The organism is Pseudomonas sp. GG8 (assembly GCF_052976945.1).
Genome location: NZ_JBRIIP010000001.1, coordinates 1,829,727 through 1,848,205, shown reverse-complemented (window position 1 = coordinate 1,848,205; position 18,479 = coordinate 1,829,727). Strand labels below are relative to the sequence as shown.

Below are 18,479 nucleotides of genomic sequence, written 5' to 3'. Positions count from 1 at the left end.
CCCCGCCACAGACCCGCGCCTGGCACCCACGCGCTTATCAGCCTTGCAAGAATCAGGTGAAGCGATGAAAACTCCCGAAGCACTCTCCGACAACCGCGAGCCGATGCTGAAACTGCACTGCGTCGGTAAAAGTTTCGGTCCATTGCGCGTACTCAAGGGTATCGACTTGCAGGTCCGGCACTCTGAAGTGGTGTGTCTGATCGGCCCCTCAGGCTCGGGTAAAAGTACCCTGCTGCGCAGCATGGCGTTTCTCGAAGAGTACGACGAAGGCGAGATTTATATTGAGGGAAAACTGCTTGGCTGGGTGCCAGACAACGGCAAAGGCCGCAAGCGCGCTGCGCAATCCCAGATCAATCTGGTGCGGCGCAATGTCGGCATGGTCTTTCAGCAGTTCAACCTGTGGCCGCACATGACCGCACTGGGCAACGTCAGTGAAGCGTTGCTGCGCGTGCGTAAGCTGTCTGCCGCCGATGCGCGGCAGCGGGCCATGGCGATGCTCGATAAAGTTGGCCTCGCCCACAAGGCGGATGCTTATCCAGCCCAACTTTCCGGTGGTCAGCAACAGCGTGTGGCGATTGCCCGAGCCCTGGCCATGGAGCCGCACATCATGCTGTTCGATGAGCCGACCTCGGCCCTCGACCCGGAGCTGGTCGGCGAGGTGTTGCACGTCATGAAAACCCTGGCCAAAGAAGGCATGACCATGGTCGTGGTCACCCATGAAATGGGCTTCGCCGCGCAAGTGGCCGATTCGGTGGTGTTTCTCGATCAGGGGGAAGTCGTCGCGCGCGGCACGCCGCACGAGATATTTCATAACGCCGAACACCCGCGCCTACAGCAGTTTTTGCAGAACTACCTGGACCGCAATGCGTTCTGGCAGGACAGCAAAGAAGCGAACCCGGCATGAACACGACCGATTTGAACCTGCTGGCTCGCGCCGAAGTACGCGACCTTGCCAGCTACAACGCCGGCCTCAGCTCGGAGGCGGTGCGCAAACGCTTTGGCCTGACCCGCGTCGCCAAACTCGGCAGCAATGAAAATCCGCTCGGCCCGGCACCTGCCGTGGCCGCCGCCATGGCCCAGGCGTGCAGCGAAATTGCCCTATACCCGGACGCCAGCTCCCTGACGTTACGCACCGCCCTCTCGAAAAAGCTCGGGGTGCCGGGTAATCAATTGGTGTTCGGCAATGGCTCGGAGGATCTCCTGAGTATCGTCAGCCGAGTGTTTCTCGACCGCGGCGATGAAGTGGTGACTGTGGTGCCGTCCTTCGGCCTGCACTTCATCTATCCGATGGCCGCAGGCGCCCGGGTTGTGGGCGTACCGATGACCGCCGACGGCGCCTTCGACGTAGCGGCAATGATTGCTGCACTGACGCCGCGTACGCGCTTGTTGATGTTTTCCTGCCCGTCCAACCCGGTCGGCAGCACCCTAAACGCCGATGAACTGCAGCAATTGCTCGCGGCATTGCCTGCGTACTGTTTGCTGGTGCTCGACGAAGCCTATTACGAATACGCGCAACATGAAGCCGGGTACCCGGACTGCCTGGGCCTGATCCAAGACAGCGCTAAACCTTTCATTTTGCTGCGCACCTTTTCCAAAGCCTACTCGCTGGCTGGTCTGCGCATCAGGTACGGTATCGTCAGTGATCCCGTGTTGGCAGACCTGATTGATCGCCTGCGCACGCCTTTCAATATCAACCGCGTGGCCCAGGCTGCGGCGGTTGCGGCATTGGCCGATGATGAGCACCTGCACGCGGCCCTCGAACATGTCGCCGGCGAACGTAGACGAATGGCCACTGCGCTGCAGGGTTTGGGCATCGTCAGTGTGCCGTCGATGGCCAACTTCCTGTTTTTCTCCACACCCCTTGCCGCCGAGACCGTCAACCAGGCGCTGTTACACCTGGGCGTGATCATCAAACCCTGGCGTGAGGCCGGGCATACCCGGTATTTGCGAGTATCCGTCGGCAGTCGTGAGGATAACGACCTGTTTCTTGAGGCCTTGGCAAGCGTCCTCACCCAACAACACGTGCGGAGCGCCTGATGATAAAAGCCGCACCGCAGGCCCTTTACCAGCGGGCGAAGGACTTTGTTCAAGGCAAACTTCGCTCCGGCGAATGGAAGCCCGGCGATTTGATTCCTTCGGAAAACCGTCTGGTGCAGGAACTGAGCATGTCGCGCATGACCGTCAATAGGGCACTGCGCGAACTGACCGAGGAAGGCCATCTGGTGAGGGTCTCAGGGGTCGGCACCTTTGTCGCCAAGAGCAAGCCGCAATCGAACCTGCTGCGCATCACCAACATCGCTGACGAAATCACCGCCCGTGGCCACCGGTACTCCTGCCATGTGTTGCATCTGGGGCGCGAAGCCGCCTCAATGGCCGTGGCCGCTGCCTTGGCGTTGTCCACCGGCACCTCGGTGTTTCACCTGTTGTGCGTGCACTGTGAAGACGGCGTGCCGGTGCAACTTGAGGACCGGTACGTCAACCCCGAGCTGGCGCCCGAGTTCATTCAGCAAACATTCGGCGAACACCTGCAAGCGTCCCGGTACCTGCTACAGGTGATCCACCCTGACGAAATGGAACACATCGTAGAAGCCAGTCACCCCAGCAACGACGAAAGCAAATACATGCAGATCGACGCCAACGAACCCTGCCTGGTGCTGATGCGTCGAACCTGGTGCGGCGGCAAGGTTGTCACTTACGTACGCCTGGTTCATCCCTCATCACGCTATCGACTCGGCAGCCGTCTGCACGTCAACGGTGCGTACCGCGACGGCTGACCCCGCTCAATCGCTCGCCATTAGCCGGGCGCTGGCCTACCATCGCCACGGCCTGTGGTTTCACGCAGGGCCCGATTACGCTAAGGAATCACCATGACCGACCAACACCGCATGCATTCAGGCCGACTTGATGGCCGGCATCCACAGCAAGGGGTCGAACAATGAGCCTCGACGGGATCGTGTTACCAAAAGGCGTGGGACCCGACGCCGAGAAGCTGCTGGACGCCATTACCCAAGCAGGTACGGCCGATGATTTGAATCGCGCTGGGGGCAAAGCTGAAGGATTCGTCCTGGGACTGGAGAGCGGCAAGTGCATTAAAAGTCAGATCGCGGAGCGTCTTTATGTGGCGTTTGATGACGCGTGCAGCCAACGACTGACAGAACTGTCCGCCTAACTATCAGCGACCTGAACACCAAAAAACATACCGATAAAAAAGGTTCTGTATCACAGAGCCTTTTTTATAAATCAGGTCATATAGCTTTTATCAAAGCGCACCCGACGATGGCCTATCCACCATTAGAGCAACCGGTACCCATCACCAAGTATTCAAGGATATGTGCCTTGCCAGCAGAGTCCAGGTAGTTCATTTGCACCGGAACCGCTTCACAGCCCCCTCGGGCATCGGAAATTGACAGGACCTTCGCAATGTCCGGTTTCATTGAATAGTCGTAGTGTTCAACGGCAGGCTGTTGCTGGGCAGTCCCTTCATGTTTTTCATCGGCCATGCTGACTGCAGACACACAGGCTAATAAAAACAGCAGTGACGCTTTCATCTTTACATCCCTCTCACTTTAGGTGCGACAGGCAGCCGAACTCACGACACGTCAATTTCATCTTGCAGGCGTGAGTGATCAACGTGTCTGTTCGGGTTTCAATGGTTAGTGAGGTGAAGGGTAGGCGGCAACGGTGCTTACTTACAGTGCCTATTCTGATAAAGACTATGTGCTGTTTTGGTAACAATAACCCCGCACTCCGTTAAACTCAGTGACTGCCCACAAAGACAATACGCAATACGGCGTAGCCCTCGAACACGTCCACACATCTTCGTCCCAATCGCCCTTCCCCCCCTTGTGCGGGTTCAAAGCGGAGGGCGCAACGGTGCCACTGATACACACGGTCGTGCCACCCGCCTCGCCATCACCTGATGCTCATTGAGGCCGTGTCGGAAGTTGCATCAGGTGTACATCTTGCCCTCACACCTTGGGCGACAGGTCGGCCATGCCCTTAAGCAACTCAATGGGCAATGGGAAGACAATCGTCGAGGTGCGGTCGTTGGCAATCACACTCAGGGTCTGCATGTAGCGCAGTTGCATGGCGCCAGGTTGTCGGCCCAGCACCTCAGCGGCTTCTGCCAACTTCTCCGAGGCTTGCAACTCGCCTTCGGCATGGATCACCTTGGCCCGACGCTCACGTTCAGCCTCTGCCTGTTTGGCGATGGCACGAATCATCGACTCGTTGAGGTCGACGTGTTTAATCTCGACGTTCGCCACCTTGATCCCCCAGGAATCGGTCTGTGCGTCGAGCACCTTCTGAACATCGACATTGAGCCGCTCACGCTCGGCCAGCAGCTCATCCAGCTCGTGCTTGCCCAGCACGGCCCGTAGCGTGGTCTGCGCCAGTTGGCTGGTGGCCATGAGAAAGTCTTCGACCTGGATGATCGCCCGTTGCGGATCAAGCACCCGAAAATACAGCACTGCGTTGACCTTCACCGAAACGTTGTCCCGGGTGATCACGTCCTGCGGCGGCACATCCAGCACCACCGTACGCAGATCGACCCGCACCATCTGCTGAACCATCGGAATCAGCAGGATCAAGCCCGGCCCCTTGACCTGCCAGAATCGCCCCAGCTGAAACACCACCCCTCGCTCATACTCACGCAGGATACGAAAGGTAGAAAGCGCCAGCAGTACCAACAGCAACACCAGCGCGCCAAAACCCAGTTGCACAAACATGATCAGTCTCCTTGTTGAGGCTTATCCGGCACCTCCGTGACCTCCAGCAGCAGGCCACGACGCGCCACTACCCGGACCCGTTGACCGGGCCGTAACGGTGTTTGACTCAACACCTGCCAGTTTTCACCTTGCAGTTGCACCCAACCGCCCAAGGGGTCATCCGCCTGCAATGCGGTTATCGTGACCATACTGCCGACCAAGCCCGCGTCACCGCTGACGACCTGGCGCTGCCGGGACTTGAGCGCCACCCCGACCAAACCGATGAGGCACAGGGCGCTGACCGCTGCCATCGCGATGATCAACGGCAACGCCACCGAGAATCCAGGGGCCTGGGTGTCCATCAACATCGTCGCGCCGCCGATGAAAGCAACAATGCCGCCAAAACCGATCACCCCGAAACTCGGCAGAAACGCCTCGGCCACCATCAGCGCCATCCCCAGCATGATCAGACCGACACCGGCATAACTCACTGGCAACAATTGCAAGGCATACATCGCCAGCAGCAAACAAATGCTACCGATGACACCTCCAGCTGCCGAGCCAGGGTTAAAAAACTCGAAAATCAGACCGAACACGCCGATCATCATCAGCACCAGCGCTACATTGGGATTGGTGATGATCGCCAAGGCGCGGATGCGCCAGCCCGGATCGTCGTGAATCACCGTCGCATTCGCGGTATGCAACTGCACATTCCGGCCTTCCACGTTCAGGAATTTGCCGTCCAGTTGCCCGAGCAGATCGCTCAAATCCTTGGCACGGTACTCAATGACATCAAGTTTCGCGGCTTCAGAATCAGTCAGGCTGACAGCGTCACGTACCGCCTGCTCGGCCCATTCGGCGTTACGCCCGCGCAATTGAGCCAGCCCACGTAAAAAAGCTGACGCATCGCTGATTTGCTTGCGCGTCTCGGTGTCGGTTGCGGGAGATTCTGACGGCGCTGGCTGAACGCCAAGCTGAATAGGTGTGGCGGCGCCCAGATGGGTGCCCGGTGCCATGGCCGCGATATGGCTGGCGTAGAGGATATACGTGCCGGCACTCGCCGCACGGGCACCGCTGGGCCACACATAACTGGCCACCGGCACCGGACTAGCGAGAATAGCTTGCACAATCACCCGCATCGAGCTTTGCAGCCCGCCAGGGGTATCGATGGTGAGCACCACTAACTGAGCCTGCTCGTCCGCAGCCCGGGCCAAACCATTAACCACGTACTCGGCGCTGGCCGGGCCGATCACATCATCCACCGCCAACACCCTGACCGAACCGTCTGCAGCAGTCGCCCCCACGGGCACCCCGAGCAGCCACATCAACAGCACTGTATTGCGCCACCAACGACTGCTCACAGAAACCTCCCAAACATGTCTCGCCGACTGTCACCTGTCATTTTAGTTGACGCCAGCCCCGGACGGATGGGTTTAAGGGGGGACTCACCAGCGCATGCGCACGCCAAGGTTACCGATCAAGCTAAAGGCGTTCTCGGCAGAGGACTTTGTCCGACAAACAGGCCCGCGCGTGGGGTATCCCCGCGAGTGCTTTGCTCTTTACCCCAGCCGCCAGGTCCCTGGAGCCTTTGAGGTCTGGATCAATTCGTTCAGCGCCATGGGCTTGGCGAAGTAATAACCCTGAGCCTGACCAGCCCCCATTTCGCGCAGGAGGTCGAGGGTCTCGACGTCTTCCACGCCTTCGGCCACCACTGAGAGGCCGAGTGATTCGGCCATACGCACGATGGCCCTGACGATGGCGCGACTGCGCGGGCTGGCGGTGAGTTCGAGAATGAATGACTTGTCGATTTTCAGGCCGCTGAAGCGGTACTGGTGCACATAGCTCAGTGACGAAAACCCCGCGCCGAAGTCATCAAGCACCACCGACATACCATTGTCGGCCAGTTGCTGCATGGTCTGCCGCGCAATGTCCGGTTCGGCCACCAGCGCGCCCTCGGTCAGTTCCAGGCAGATCCGCGACGGTGCGACCCCGTGTCGGGCGAGCAGCGTCAGCACTTCACTGGCGAGCTCCGGCCGGGTCATGCTGTAACTGGAGCAGTTCACATGTACGGGCGGCCAGTGGGCGTGTTCGGGCTGCGCCAGAATGACGACGATACTGGTCAGCATGTACAGGTCGAGTCGTCCGATCAGGCGCAGGCCTTCTACAGCGGGTAGAAACTGGCCTGGGGCAATTACCCGGCCGTCAGGCTGGTGCCAGCGAATCAGCGCTTCTAACGCGACCAACTCGCCAGTTCTCACGCAGACGATAGGCTGGAAATAGGGCACCAGTTCGTCAGTGCGCTTAAGTGCATTACGCAGTGCGCCTTCCTGCTCGACCTGGTCCGACACCTCGCGCCGCACCTCTTGATTGAACACGGCATAGCTGTCGCGACCGCCACTCTTGACCCGATACATCGCCATGTCCGCATCGCGCAACAGGTCGGCCGGCTCATGGTGAAATTGACTGTCAGCGCTGACAATACCGATGCTGCAGGAGGAAAACACTTCATGGCCATTGATAAAAAACGGCAGGTCGAACGCAGCAAGAATCCGCTCGGCTATATCGACCACCGCATCGAGTGGTGCATCGGGCGCAAGCACCGCAAACTCGTCGCCGCCGAGCCTCGCCAGCAGGTCGCTCTCACGCAGACAGCTGCGCAAACGATAAGCCGCCTGCATCAGTAACAGATCGCCAAAGTGATGGCCGAGACTGTCGTTGACCATCTTGAAGCGGTCAAGGTCGATGAACATCACGGCGAGCGGCAGGCCGTCGTTGCCAAACTGAATCCATGCCACATCAAGGCGCTGCTGCAAATAGCCGCGGTTTGGCAGACCGGTCAAGGCGTCGTGGGAGTTCTCGTGTTGCAACTTGGCATTGGCGTGGTCGAGTGCGCGGGTGCGATCCTGAACCCTCGCTTCGAGCTTGAGGTTGGCCGCGTGGATCGCTTCGGCAGCGCTACGACGCGACAACGCAGTGTCGATATGACGCGACACGAAGGACAGCAACTCTTGATCGCGCTGTGAATAGCTCACCTCAGGAGTATAGCTCTGCACCGCGAGCACGCCACGAACCACGTCACCATCGAACAGTGGGATGCCAAGCCAGGAATAAGATCGGGTGGACTCGTTGATAATTTCGATTTCGCCGAGTCTCTCCAGCCTCAAGGCTTCATCTCGATCAATCAGACGCGGCCGGCGCTGGCATATCACATATTCGGTATACCCACGCTGACCGCGTCGTGACGATGGTCGCGCCGTCTGTCGCTCATCGACATAGTAAGGAAACGTGACCTCTGCGGTCGTGTCGTCGAAGAACGCGATGTAGAAGTTTTTCGCAAACAACAGATCGCCCACGATCCCGTGCAGACGCTGAAAAAGCTCCTCCATGTCGCCGGATTGGCTCGAGAGTTCGGCAATCTGAAACAGCGCACTTTGGAGGTGTTCAGCACGCTCTCTGTCCGCCACTTCCTGACGCAGTGCATTGTTGAGCTCCGACAGTTCCAGCGTGCGTCGCAACACCGTTTCTTCTAGGTCGGCACGGTGCAGAATCCGGTCGAGCGCCATGGCCACGTGCCGCGCAACGACCAGGAACAGCGCCCGGTCCTCGGCACTGTAAACGCGCGAAACGTCATACACCTGCATCGCCAACATGCCGAACACATCATCCGATGCATTTTTAAGCGGCGCGCCCATCCAGAACTCGGGCCGATGGCCTACACAAAAAAATCGACCCTGCGCCTGGGCTGTACGGATACCGGCGGCGTCGATCAGTAATGGCTGGCCGCTGGTCAGTACCTGCCCGGTCAAGGACACGTGCGTGGGATCGAGAAATTCGTAGTTCTCGGCTTCCAGTGCATCAACATCAATGATGTCGACGTAATAGGGGTAGGTAATTTTGCCGCTGCGAGCATCGTAGAGCGCGAGGTAAAAATTCTCGGCGTCGATCAGCGTCGCGAGTAAACGGTGAACCCCGACCAGAAAGACCGAACGCTCACGTGTGGAGCTGGCCAGGTAGGTGATTTCATACAGCACACGTTGGGTAATTTGTGCCCGAGCCAGCGTATCGGTCTGCACCTGAAGGCCCAGACGCAGGGCAAAGTCGGCCAAAGCAGGATTTGCGGCGTCATCCAGTGGCGCCAATAGCCAACCCAGTGCGCTTTCGCCACTACCCGTTGGCCAACGGTGCAGTTTCCAGGCGACGCAAAAAGCATCGAACGCGTCATCGGCGATACTGGCAGGCCATTGCACCTGCGGATCGCCCTGCCCCACCCGGTGCATTTGCTCACCGGCTCTGTACACGACCCATGACGTTGTGTGGTTCCAGCTCTGAGCTGCCGCCAACAGCGTTTCAATCGCATCCCTGGCGCCGCCCGAGCTGCCGATAGTTTGAGAGGCGACATCGCCGCAATCATTTGATTGCCCCAAGGTGTCGGTCAAAGGACGGAAACTCATCTGCGCTCCATGAGCCAGAAACTGGCGGTACACATCTTATTTGTAGTAATCGATGTGCTAACAATCCTTTTGTTTAAAGCTTATCGCGCTGTATTTCAATTGTTTTATATGTTTTTGTACGGCCCCCTCCAATAACAACTTAGTTCATTGCGCTTTATCGGCGGATTCCGGCGCGGCCGCACTGCTGCGGTACATGAACACCAAGGCAAGTCCCAGGCAGACCATTGCCAGGATACGGCTGCCCGACAACTCGATGGCGGGATTGCCCAGCCAGCCAAAGTTATCAATCAACATGCCCATGCCCAGTTGACCGACGATCACCGCAACGGTCGCGACAGCCGTACCCACCCGTGGTACGGCACCGACCATCACCATCATGTAGATCACCCCGAAAAAGGCACCGCCCAGCTGCCATTTCGGCACATCCAGCACGCTGATGGAATGCGCGGGTTCGAAGAACAGGATAAGCAGTGCGGTGATCACCGCGCCCACTACGAAGGTCAGCAAACTGCTGCGCAATACACCCACAGCCTCTCCAAGACGACCATTGATGGCGGCCTGAATGCTTAGAACGGCGCCAGCAGCCACCACCAGAATCAACAATAGAGTCACGTTCATCATCAACCTCGCGCAATCAGAATAAGTGCCACCAGAATCAGTATCAGGGCCACCCAGCGTTCAACATTGACCCGCTTGCGGGCCGCACCGAACCAGCCGAAATGGTCGATCAACACGCTTTTACCCACCTGGCCGGACAGAATGGCAATCATGGTCATCGCGATGCCGATGTGGGGCGTCGCCACTGTCAGCACCACCACATACATCGGCCCAAGGAAGCCACCCAGCAATTGCCAGCGCGGCAACTCAGACAACGCGGGCCCCTGTTGCGGCCCACTGAGCAGCGTTAGCAAAAACAGCAGGGCGGCACCGACACCAAAGATACTCAGGGTTGCCCACAAGTGCCCGACCTGCACACCCAATGGGCCGAGCAATCCGGCTTCGACCGACAGGCCCATGCCCGCGAGAATCACCAGCGGCAGCAGCAGCAACTTTTTCAGCCGGGCGTGCCGGTCCTGATCTTCAAGTACAGCGTTTTCCAGCGGTGTGACGTGCATCAGGTGCGCCTTCTACAAAAATCGAGGTGCAAGACCAAGGCCTTGCCGAGGGCACGAAGTATGGGTTGATCGTCCTTTGCGTAAAATGGGACTATTCACAAAGTACTTTTGCGCAACCCGCACAGCAGGATTAATCATGCACGGCTTCAACGAGTTGGGATTCAAGGCGCTGCGCCTGTTCGTCGCCGTGCTTGATCGAGGGAGTTTTTCCGAAGTTGCGCGCCGTGAAGGTGTGGCGCCCTCCTCGATTTCGCGGCAAATCCAGGTGATGGAAAACGCGCTGCAACAACAACTGTTGTATCGCCATACGCGCGCCGTTACGCCGACCGAGGCGGGGCGATTGCTCGAACATCATGCCCGCCTGGTACTCGCGCAACTGGAGGAAGCCGAGCGGGCCTTGCAGGAGCAGGACAGTGAACCCAGCGGTCTCGTACGGATCAATGCACCGGTGGTCTTCGGCCAACGGCATCTGGCGCCCGGGCTGGCCGAGTTGTGCCGCCGCTATCCGAAGTTGCAACTCGACGTGCAGCAGACCGATACATTCGTTGACCCTTTGCAGGAAGGCGCGGACTTGCTGTTCCGCATCGGCGTCCTGAATGACTCGAGCATGCAGGCGCGCATCCTCGCCCCGCAACGCTATCGGCTTGCCGCCAGCCCGGCGTACCTGGCACGCCACGGTACACCGCAGCACCCGGATGAGCTGGCGGCGCATCAGTGCCTGGCCTACAAAGGCATGACCGGCCAGCAGCGCTGGTTCTTTCGCCTTGGCCAGGACAACTGGGTGCCTTACACCGTCAAAGGCCCACTGACCGGCAATCACGCCGAAACCCTGACCCAGGCCGCCGAACTCGGCATGGGCCTGGTCATGTTTCCCTCGTGGCTGATTGGCGAGGCACTGCACAAAGGGACGCTGCAAGCGGTACTGAGCGAGTTTCACGTATCGACCAGTCTCGAACCCCAACAGATCGCGGCCCTGTGGCCGACCAGCCGACGCCTCTCGGTCAAAGTCAGAACAGTGATCGATTTCTTTGTCGAGCGGTTTGGACCGACACCCTATTGGGATCGTTGAACGGTGTGTTCTTCGGATAGCCGTGTGCTTTTACTTCCTGGCAGCTTTTACTTCCCTGCAATAGTTCCGCAGGGTATTTTCGCACCTTCACCAGCCCATCAATGCGCGGTGGCGTCATTCATTTCGACGCCCACAAGGCGCTGCGCGCAATCAATCAGGAGAGATTAAATGTCTTTTTTCGTTAAAAAGGCCGCTGTGTTGATCCTGGCGATGGCGGCCAGTCTGGGCGGTATAAACAGCTATGCGGCGACTGCGCCGACCAAACAAAAACCGGCGATGCAGACAGTATCGACACTCAGCGGAAAATTCGAATTCAAACTTCCCGACAGCTATGTGGCCAACCCATTGCCCGCAGGCGATGAAGCCAGCGGCACTGCGGGTGAGACCGGAACGATGTACGTCAATAAAACGACGAAGAGCGTGGTCATCGCCGTCGAACACCCTCTGCAGGCTGGGGTGAACGCGAAAGACAATGACGCTGATTTTCTCGACGGCGCGGTTGCCGGCTTTCTCAAACAACAGAGTGCAGGACTGCCTGATTTCAAGAAGCTCAGCGAGAAGAAACTGACCCTCAAAGGTCTAGGCGTGCGCCAGATCGACAGCACCGCCACCATGGGCGGCGGCAGGACCCTCAGCACCACTTTCCTGGCCGGGTCGGGCACTCACATGTCGGTGGTTCAGGTCATATTCCGCGCGGACGACCAGGCTGGGCACGATAAACTGATCAAGCAAATCGTCGGTGGTCAATAAGGTGATGCGCCTGTGAAGCGAGTGAGGCTCCGCTTCCAGGCATCATTGATTGATCTGCTGCAACCAACTGTTCAGGTCCACTATTTCGGTCTGACTGATCGTGTGGCCAATGCCTGGATAGGCATGAAACTCCGGGGTCAGGGACAGGCTTTGCAGCAGCGTCTCTGCGTCGGTTGCACCCGCGTAAGGAAGCTTTCGGTCTGCGGTGCCATGACCGATAAAAATAGCCACCTGTTTGAGGTTGTCGGCAGGCTTCAATTCAGACTTCAACACCGGCAGAATCTTCCCGCTCAATGCCGCGATCCCGCGCACGACCTCGGGATCGCGCAGGGCAACTTCATAGCTCATGATCGCCCCTTGGCTAAAACCAACCAGAAACACCTTGTCAGGCTGGGTGTGGTATTTCCCGGTGGCTTTGGCGATGAAATCAACGATCTTCCCTGCGCTGCTCTTCAGCTCATCCGTCTCGCCATCGTAATCACCCTCGCCCGCCTTTTTGTTGAACCACTGATAGCTGTCTGACTCGACCTCAAACGGTGCCCGCACCGACAGATAGGTGTAGTCGGCGGGCAATTGATCTTTTATGTCGAACAGGTCCTCTTCATTGCTCCCAGAGCCATGAAGAAAAATAATAAGCGGTTTATTGTGTGAGTCGGGACCGGCCTGCTCGATGTAACTCAACGGCAGGTCGGTGTGCAGTGTTGTGTCGGCATGGGCAGCCGTCGATGCCAACATAAACAACACGGTCCAAAGCTTAATCATTTCAATGCTCTCGTGGCCCGTCAAAGAGGCGCACCTGGGGCGATATCTGCCGTGGGTCCGTACTTAATTCAATCAACGCAGGAACGCCCGCCTGCCGGGCACGCTGAAACGCATCGGCAAAATCTTCGGTGCGCTCGACTAATTCACCATAAGCACCAAAGGATCTGGCGAAGGCCACGAAGTCAGGGTTGACCAGGTCGGTCGCCAACACCCGGCCGGGGTACTCGCGTTCCTGGTGCATACGGATGGTCCCCAGCATGGCGTTGTTGACTACGATGACCACCAGCGGTGCACCGAACTGCATGGCGGTCGCCAACTCCTGCGGGTACATCATGAAGCAGCCGTCGCCGGCAAAGCAGACCACGGTGCGCTCGGGGTTGCGTAGCTTGGCGGCAATCGCGGCGGGAAAACCGTACCCCATCGCGCCGTTGGTAGGCGCCAACTGAGTGCCCGGTTGCCGATAGCGGTAGAAACGATGAACCCAGACGGTGTAGTTACCGGCGCCGTTGCTGATCACGGCGTCATCGGGCAGTACATCGTTCAAATGTGCAACCACGCGCGCCATGTCCACGCCGACCAGTTGCGGGTGAGCCTGGGGCGGCGTTGAATGCTCCACGTAATCAGCCCGCGCAGTTTCGGTCCAGGACGTCCACGGCTGCTCCGCAAGCGGCTCGAGTTGCGTCAGTGCAGCAGCAAAACCGCGCAGGGAAGACACAATCGGCAATCGGGCTTGATACACCCGCCCCAGCTCTTGCGGATCGGGGTGCACGTGGACCAATGGCTGCGTCGGCACCGGGCTTTTGATCAGCGTGTAGCCATTGGACACAGTTTCGCTGAGGCGCGAACCGATCACCAACAACAGGTCAGTGGTGCACAGGCGCTCGGCAAGCTTGGGCGAAATGCCCAGGCCCAACTGACCGACATAATGCGGATCACGGTTATCGAACAGGTCCTGGCGACGGAACGACGCCGCCACCGGCAGGTTGTTCACCGTAACGAAATGCTTGATCGCCCGGGAAGCCTCGGCATCCCAACCCGTGCCACCCAACACCACCAAGGGCTTGCGAGCGGCACGGAGCAGCTCGCGCAACTCAATCATCGCGGCCGGGTCCGGCGCTGCGCAGGCAACGCGGACCGGCGACGCGTCGAGACACAGACCGCTGCCGAACAGCACTTCTTCCGGCAGGCTGATCACCACCGGCCCCGGGCGCCCGGAGAGTGCAATGCTGAACGCCTTCGCAACGATTTCCGGAATACGCTCCAGACTATCGATCTCGGTCACCCATTTCGCCAGGCCGCCGAACATCTGGGTGTAATCGACTTCCTGAAAGGCCTCGCGGCCCTTGAAGCCACTTTCGATCTGGCCAATGAACAGAATCATCGGGGTCGAGTCCTGTTTGGCCGTGTGCACCCCATTGCTCGCATGGGTGGCGCCAGGGCCACGGGTCACAAAGCAGATGCCCGGCCGCCCCGTCAGCTTGCCGTAAGCGTCGGCCATGTTCGAGGCGGCGCCTTCATGGCGGGTGACGATGGTGCGGATGGCGTGTGCATCGTGCAGGGCGTCGAGCACCGGCAAATAGCTTTCGCCGGGCACGCAATAGACCGTGTCCACAGCATTGTGCAGCAGCGCATCGACCAGGATTTTCCCGCCGCTGCGGGGTTCGATGAGTTCAGGCATAGACTTCAAGCTCCTTGTTAAGGGTTTCCGGCAGGAACAGAGCGACGAAAAAAACATTCCAGGCATCCAAGTGCGGACACTCGACTAACCTCAGCAGAACGGTTGACTCTATAGGGTGATTGCCGCTCATGACAACGATTAGCCGCATCGCGCGAATCCTGATTTCACTGCTGGCATTAGCCGCTGTTTTGTACGTACTGGCCTGTGTGCTGCTGTTCGTGTTCCAGCGCTCGCTTATCTATTTCCCGCAACCTCGCGCCATGAGTAGCCCCTCGACTGTTCTTGAGCTCTCGCAACCGGATGCGAAGGTGTTGGTATCGGTCTGGCCACGCGCCAGCCCCAATGCGCTGATTTACTTCGGGGGCAATGCCGAGGATGTTTCCCTGAACCTGTTGCAGTTTTCGCAAGCGTTCCCGGACCAGGCCCTTTATCTGCTCCACTACCGCAGCTTCGGCGGCAGCACCGGTTCACCCTCCGAGGAGTCGATTAACCGTGACGCCCTCGCTTTGTTCGACAAGGTCCACGCTGTCCACCCTCACGTTACGATTGTGGGTCGCAGCCTGGGTTCGGGCGTCGCCATTCGCCTCGCCAGCGAACGCCCGGCATCGCGACTGATCCTGATTACCCCCTATAACAGCCTCTTGGAACTGGCCCAAAGCAGGATGCCCTTGTTCCCGGTGAAATGGGTTATGCGGGACACGTTTGAATCCTGGCGTTACGCACCACTCATCACCGTGCCGACACTGCTGATCGCGGCCGGGCAAGACGAAATCATACCCCGCGCCAGCACGGAGCAACTCCGCACACACTTCGCCAACGGCGTGGCCACGCTGCAGGTAATCCCCGGCAAAGACCACAACTCTATCTCCGACAGCCCTCAGTATTTGCAAATGCTGCGAGACGGGCTATGAGGGCCTGGCTGGGCATTTCAGCCATCTAGAATCAGGCCTTGGGCATCCGCCTAGATAAATAAGAGCTTTACATACAAACGATAACGATTATCATTGGCGATATGTTTCACATTACGGAATATGCCCAGTGATCAGGAAGTCACCCGTTTTTTCTCGCCTCAATGGCGGCGAAAGCGTCTACGGTTTACTCAATTCAGTCCCCTCCCCCCTGCTGTGCGAAATGATTGCCAGCGCCGGTTATCACTTCGTCATTCTCGATATGGAACACCTGCTGCGGTCCGGCGATGAGCTGATGCATTGCATACGCGCTTGCGAAGCAACAGGGATTTCGGCCTGGCTGCGTATCCCGGAAGTCGACGTCAAACTGATTGGCCGTGCGCTGGACGCAGGCGCCGAAGCCATCGTTCTGCCGCGTGTCGAAAGCGCCGACGAAGTCGCCCGCGCCCTGGAAGCGGTGTATTTCCCACCGCTGGGCAAGCGCGGAATCAGCGGCGGTCGCATCACTGGTTTTGGCCATGTGTCATTGCCCGACTATATCGAACTGGCGAATCGCCAACGCCCCATCGTACCGATGATCGAAAGCGCCGCAGGGCTTCGAGCCCTGCCCGACATTCTCGCGCTGCCCGGCGTTGGCATGGTGCTCGAAGGCGCGCTCGATCTCGCCCTCGATTTGCAACTGGGTCCTGATCCATTGCACCCGCGTGTCTGGCAAGCCCTACAAGGCATGGCCGATGCCTGCGCCGCCGCTGAAGTTCCCTTTTGCGCAAATCCACGCTCGCCCGAACAACATGCCTGGTGGCGTGACCGGGGGATTCGCAGCTTTCTCGCTGGCGAAGACCGCGGCCTGCTGCACAACGCGTTGAAAGCGCGCTTGAACAGCCTTCAATTTCCCAACTGAGCCTGAACGAAGTCCAGATGAAAACAACAAACTATCTGTTTGCATTTCCCTTCAGCCTGCTCTCTCTGAGCATCTGCCAAACCGTACTGGCCAACGACCCGCCTGCCGATTACTCGCTCGCCCCTATGGTGATCAAGGGTGACGTGCTCGGTACCGCCAGCGATCCGGAAGTGCGGACCTACTCCGGTAGCCGCAGCGTGATCGACGCCGCCGACTTGAGGAAAGGCAGTGTCCGCGGGATTGACGATGCCTTGCAGCGCGTGCCCGGCGTCAAGATTTTCGATGAGACCGGCACCGGCGCCTTGCCGCAGATTTCCGTACGCGGTCTATACGAGAGCCGAAGCGGGCGCATTCAGGCCTTGTCCGATGGTATTCCTCTGGCCTTGGCGCCCTATGGCCAGACGGGGTTGTCGCTGTTTCCGATGACTCTGGCGACAATCGACCGCGTCGACATCGTGCGCGGCGGCGCGGCAGTGCAGTACGGCCCGAACAATGTCGGCGGCGTGATCAACTTCATCAGCGCGCCGATTCCCCATGAAATGCAGACCACTATTCAGGAGCGCACCACCTTCGCCGCCGGCGGGCGCCAACTGTTCGACACCTACCTGGGGACCGGTGGCTACCTGACCGACAACTTCGGCCTGCAACTGGACGTCAATACCATTCAGGGCGAATACGGCCGCGAGCACTCCGATACCGACATCCAGAACTACCGTCTGCGAGGTCAATGGAACATCGATGATGACCGCTCACTGAGTTTTGGCGTGCAGCACTACACGGCCGATATGGACCTGGCAGGCGCCCTGAGTGTCAAGGACTACAAGGACGATCCGCGCCAGTCGACCCGTCCCCTAGACCGCTTCGAAGGCGATACCGACCGGGTCTGGGGCACTTACACGCAACAGCTTGGCGCCATGGGCCCTTTCGATTCAGTCGAGTTCAGCTGGACCAACTTCGCCCACAAAAGCTACCGCAACTTCGTTGTTGGCCTGCCGTTCACCCCGGACGGTACCGCCGTGACCCAGCAGGACGGTCCGCGTGACTTCAAGGTCTGGGGCAGCGAACCGCGCCTGAGCATGAGCATCGACGGTGACAAGGTCGGTCAAACCTGGGTGCTGGGTGCCCGCTACGTCAAGGAAGACATCGATTACCGGGTTGATCGCGAAGCCCTCGGCACGGGCGTGACCAGCGTCTTCCGTGACTGGCATTTCAACGACGAAGCCAAAGCCGCCTACCTGAGCAACGCCATCAGCCTGTTCGACCGGCGCCTGACCATCACCCCGGGCATTCGCTACGAAAACGCGCGAATGGACTATAGCGACGGGATCACCGGTTTTCAGCACAGCAACCTGGCCGAAGAATGGTTGCCCGGCCTGACCGTGGGTTTCCAGGCCAACGACGATTGGTTCGTGTACGCCAACGCCCAGCGCTCATTGCGTCCACCGCAGATCACCCAAATCGTCAAGGAAGGCGACGTGGGCGCGGAAATCGCCTGGAACTACGAGACCGGCGTGCGCTACACGCCATGGCAAGGCTTGCGCGTCGATGTCGGTCTGTACCGCATCGATTTCGATAATCAGATCGAGTACAACGCCACCACCGACCGTTACGTGAACCTGGGCAGCACCCGCCATCAGGGTATCGAGACTGAACTGTTCTGGACCCCGTCGGTGACCCCGAACCTGGACCTGCATGTCAGCTACGCCTACCTCGATGCCAAGCAGCGAGCCGGTGACTTCAAAGACAACGAAGTGCCTTTCGCGTCCAGACACCAGTTCAACGCCGAAGGTCGTTATCACTTCGCCCAGCACTGGACCTACAGCCTTGATGGCCTCTACGTCAGCAGTGCCTACACCGATGCGGCCAACAGCGGCGCGGAAAACGCCAGTGCATCGGTTGGCAGGCTACCGGCCTATTGGGTCTTCAATACGGCGCTTGAGCGCGAATTCAAGCTTGACGACAAAAGTGTGCTGACCACATCCGTCGGCATCAGCAACCTGCTCAACCGCGAATACTACTTCCGTGGTATCGACACCAGCCCATGGGGTCGCCAGCCGGCCCCGGAGCGCGCCCTCACCCTCGGCGCAAATTACCGCTTCTAACTGCGCACCCGCGCCCCTGTAAAACCAGTCGCCCACC

General features: G+C 59.0%; 17 protein-coding genes. 9 read left to right on the top strand and 8 right to left on the bottom strand.

Annotation, left to right across the window (positions count from 1 at the left end):
* Positions 1 to 103 precede the first annotated feature (103 nt).
* From ACVBEG_RS09020 to ACVBEG_RS09005, 4 genes are all read left to right on the top strand, one after another.
* Positions 104 to 904: an amino acid ABC transporter ATP-binding protein gene (locus ACVBEG_RS09020; protein ID WP_323566109.1), complete on the top strand. Its 801-nt coding sequence runs from the start codon at positions 104 to 106 to the stop codon at positions 902 to 904.
* A complete protein-coding gene (hisC, locus tag ACVBEG_RS09015) occupies positions 901 to 2,037 on the top strand; it encodes a histidinol-phosphate transaminase (RefSeq protein ID WP_447107602.1) in 1,137 nt (378 codons plus the stop codon). Before ACVBEG_RS09020 ends, hisC begins: the two co-directional genes overlap by 4 nt.
* Positions 2,037 to 2,774, top strand: coding sequence for a histidine utilization repressor (gene hutC / locus ACVBEG_RS09010; protein WP_322179586.1), 738 nt, complete (start codon positions 2,037 to 2,039; stop codon positions 2,772 to 2,774). The genes hisC and hutC overlap by 1 nt, the downstream gene beginning before the upstream one ends.
* A 161-nt stretch (positions 2,775 to 2,935) precedes the next feature.
* The gene (locus ACVBEG_RS09005; RefSeq protein ID WP_322179587.1) at positions 2,936 to 3,169 is read left to right on the top strand and encodes a hypothetical protein; all 234 of its coding nucleotides are present in this window, start codon (positions 2,936 to 2,938) and stop codon (positions 3,167 to 3,169) included.
* A 112-nt stretch (positions 3,170 to 3,281) separates the two neighbouring features.
* Here ACVBEG_RS09005 and ACVBEG_RS09000 read toward each other — a convergent pair whose 3' ends face one another.
* The 6 genes from ACVBEG_RS09000 to ACVBEG_RS08975 form a co-directional block, all read right to left on the bottom strand.
* A complete protein-coding gene (locus ACVBEG_RS09000; protein ID WP_322179588.1) occupies positions 3,282 to 3,548 on the bottom strand; it encodes a DUF2790 domain-containing protein in 267 nt (88 codons plus the stop codon).
* Positions 3,549 to 3,968: 420 nt separating this feature from the next.
* Complete coding sequence (locus ACVBEG_RS08995) at positions 3,969 to 4,727, bottom strand: slipin family protein (protein WP_322179589.1); 759 nt, start codon at positions 4,725 to 4,727, stop codon at positions 3,969 to 3,971.
* 2 nt (positions 4,728 to 4,729) lie between these two features.
* Positions 4,730 to 6,067, bottom strand: coding sequence for an NfeD family protein (locus tag ACVBEG_RS08990; protein WP_447107601.1), 1,338 nt, complete (start codon positions 6,065 to 6,067; stop codon positions 4,730 to 4,732).
* Between the two features lie 198 nt (positions 6,068 to 6,265).
* On the bottom strand, positions 6,266 to 9,157 hold the full coding sequence (locus ACVBEG_RS08985; RefSeq protein WP_447107600.1) for a sensor domain-containing phosphodiesterase: 2,892 nt from the start codon (positions 9,155 to 9,157) through the stop codon (positions 6,266 to 6,268).
* A 144-nt stretch (positions 9,158 to 9,301) separates the two neighbouring features.
* Positions 9,302 to 9,775, bottom strand: a complete 474-nt coding sequence (locus ACVBEG_RS08980) for a DMT family transporter (protein ID WP_322179592.1) — start codon at positions 9,773 to 9,775, stop codon at positions 9,302 to 9,304.
* Between the two features lie 2 nt (positions 9,776 to 9,777).
* Entirely contained in the window at positions 9,778 to 10,272 is a 495-nt protein-coding gene (locus tag ACVBEG_RS08975; RefSeq protein WP_322215830.1) for a DMT family transporter, read from the bottom strand.
* A 136-nt stretch (positions 10,273 to 10,408) separates the two neighbouring features.
* Between ACVBEG_RS08975 and ACVBEG_RS08970 the strand changes: the two genes are divergently transcribed.
* Together ACVBEG_RS08970 and ACVBEG_RS08965 are read left to right on the top strand one after the other, a co-directional pair.
* Entirely contained in the window at positions 10,409 to 11,341 is a 933-nt protein-coding gene (locus ACVBEG_RS08970; RefSeq protein ID WP_322179593.1) for a LysR family transcriptional regulator, read from the top strand.
* A gap of 168 nt (positions 11,342 to 11,509) precedes the next feature.
* Positions 11,510 to 12,091: a hypothetical protein gene (locus ACVBEG_RS08965; RefSeq protein ID WP_322179594.1), complete on the top strand. Its 582-nt coding sequence runs from the start codon at positions 11,510 to 11,512 to the stop codon at positions 12,089 to 12,091.
* Between the two features lie 42 nt (positions 12,092 to 12,133).
* On the opposite strand, the gene ACVBEG_RS08960 is transcribed toward ACVBEG_RS08965, so the two are convergent.
* Positions 12,134 to 12,853 carry an alpha/beta hydrolase gene (locus ACVBEG_RS08960; RefSeq protein WP_322179595.1) on the bottom strand — a complete coding sequence of 240 codons (720 nt, stop codon included), beginning with the start codon at positions 12,851 to 12,853 and terminating at the stop codon, positions 12,134 to 12,136.
* Between the two features lies 1 nt (position 12,854).
* Positions 12,855 to 14,531, bottom strand: coding sequence for a thiamine pyrophosphate-binding protein (locus ACVBEG_RS08955; RefSeq protein WP_447107599.1), 1,677 nt, complete (start codon positions 14,529 to 14,531; stop codon positions 12,855 to 12,857).
* A 128-nt stretch (positions 14,532 to 14,659) separates the two neighbouring features.
* Here ACVBEG_RS08955 and ACVBEG_RS08950 point away from each other — a divergent pair, with 128 nt between their 5' ends.
* From ACVBEG_RS08950 to ACVBEG_RS08940, 3 genes are all read left to right on the top strand, one after another.
* The gene (locus ACVBEG_RS08950) at positions 14,660 to 15,442 is read left to right on the top strand and encodes an alpha/beta hydrolase (RefSeq protein WP_407074627.1); all 783 of its coding nucleotides are present in this window, start codon (positions 14,660 to 14,662) and stop codon (positions 15,440 to 15,442) included.
* A gap of 127 nt (positions 15,443 to 15,569) precedes the next feature.
* On the top strand, positions 15,570 to 16,340 hold the full coding sequence (locus tag ACVBEG_RS08945) for an HpcH/HpaI aldolase family protein (protein WP_447107598.1): 771 nt from the start codon (positions 15,570 to 15,572) through the stop codon (positions 16,338 to 16,340).
* A gap of 17 nt (positions 16,341 to 16,357) precedes the next feature.
* A complete protein-coding gene (locus ACVBEG_RS08940; RefSeq protein ID WP_447107597.1) occupies positions 16,358 to 18,442 on the top strand; it encodes a TonB-dependent receptor family protein in 2,085 nt (694 codons plus the stop codon).
* The last annotated feature ends 37 nt before the right edge of the window (positions 18,443 to 18,479 follow it).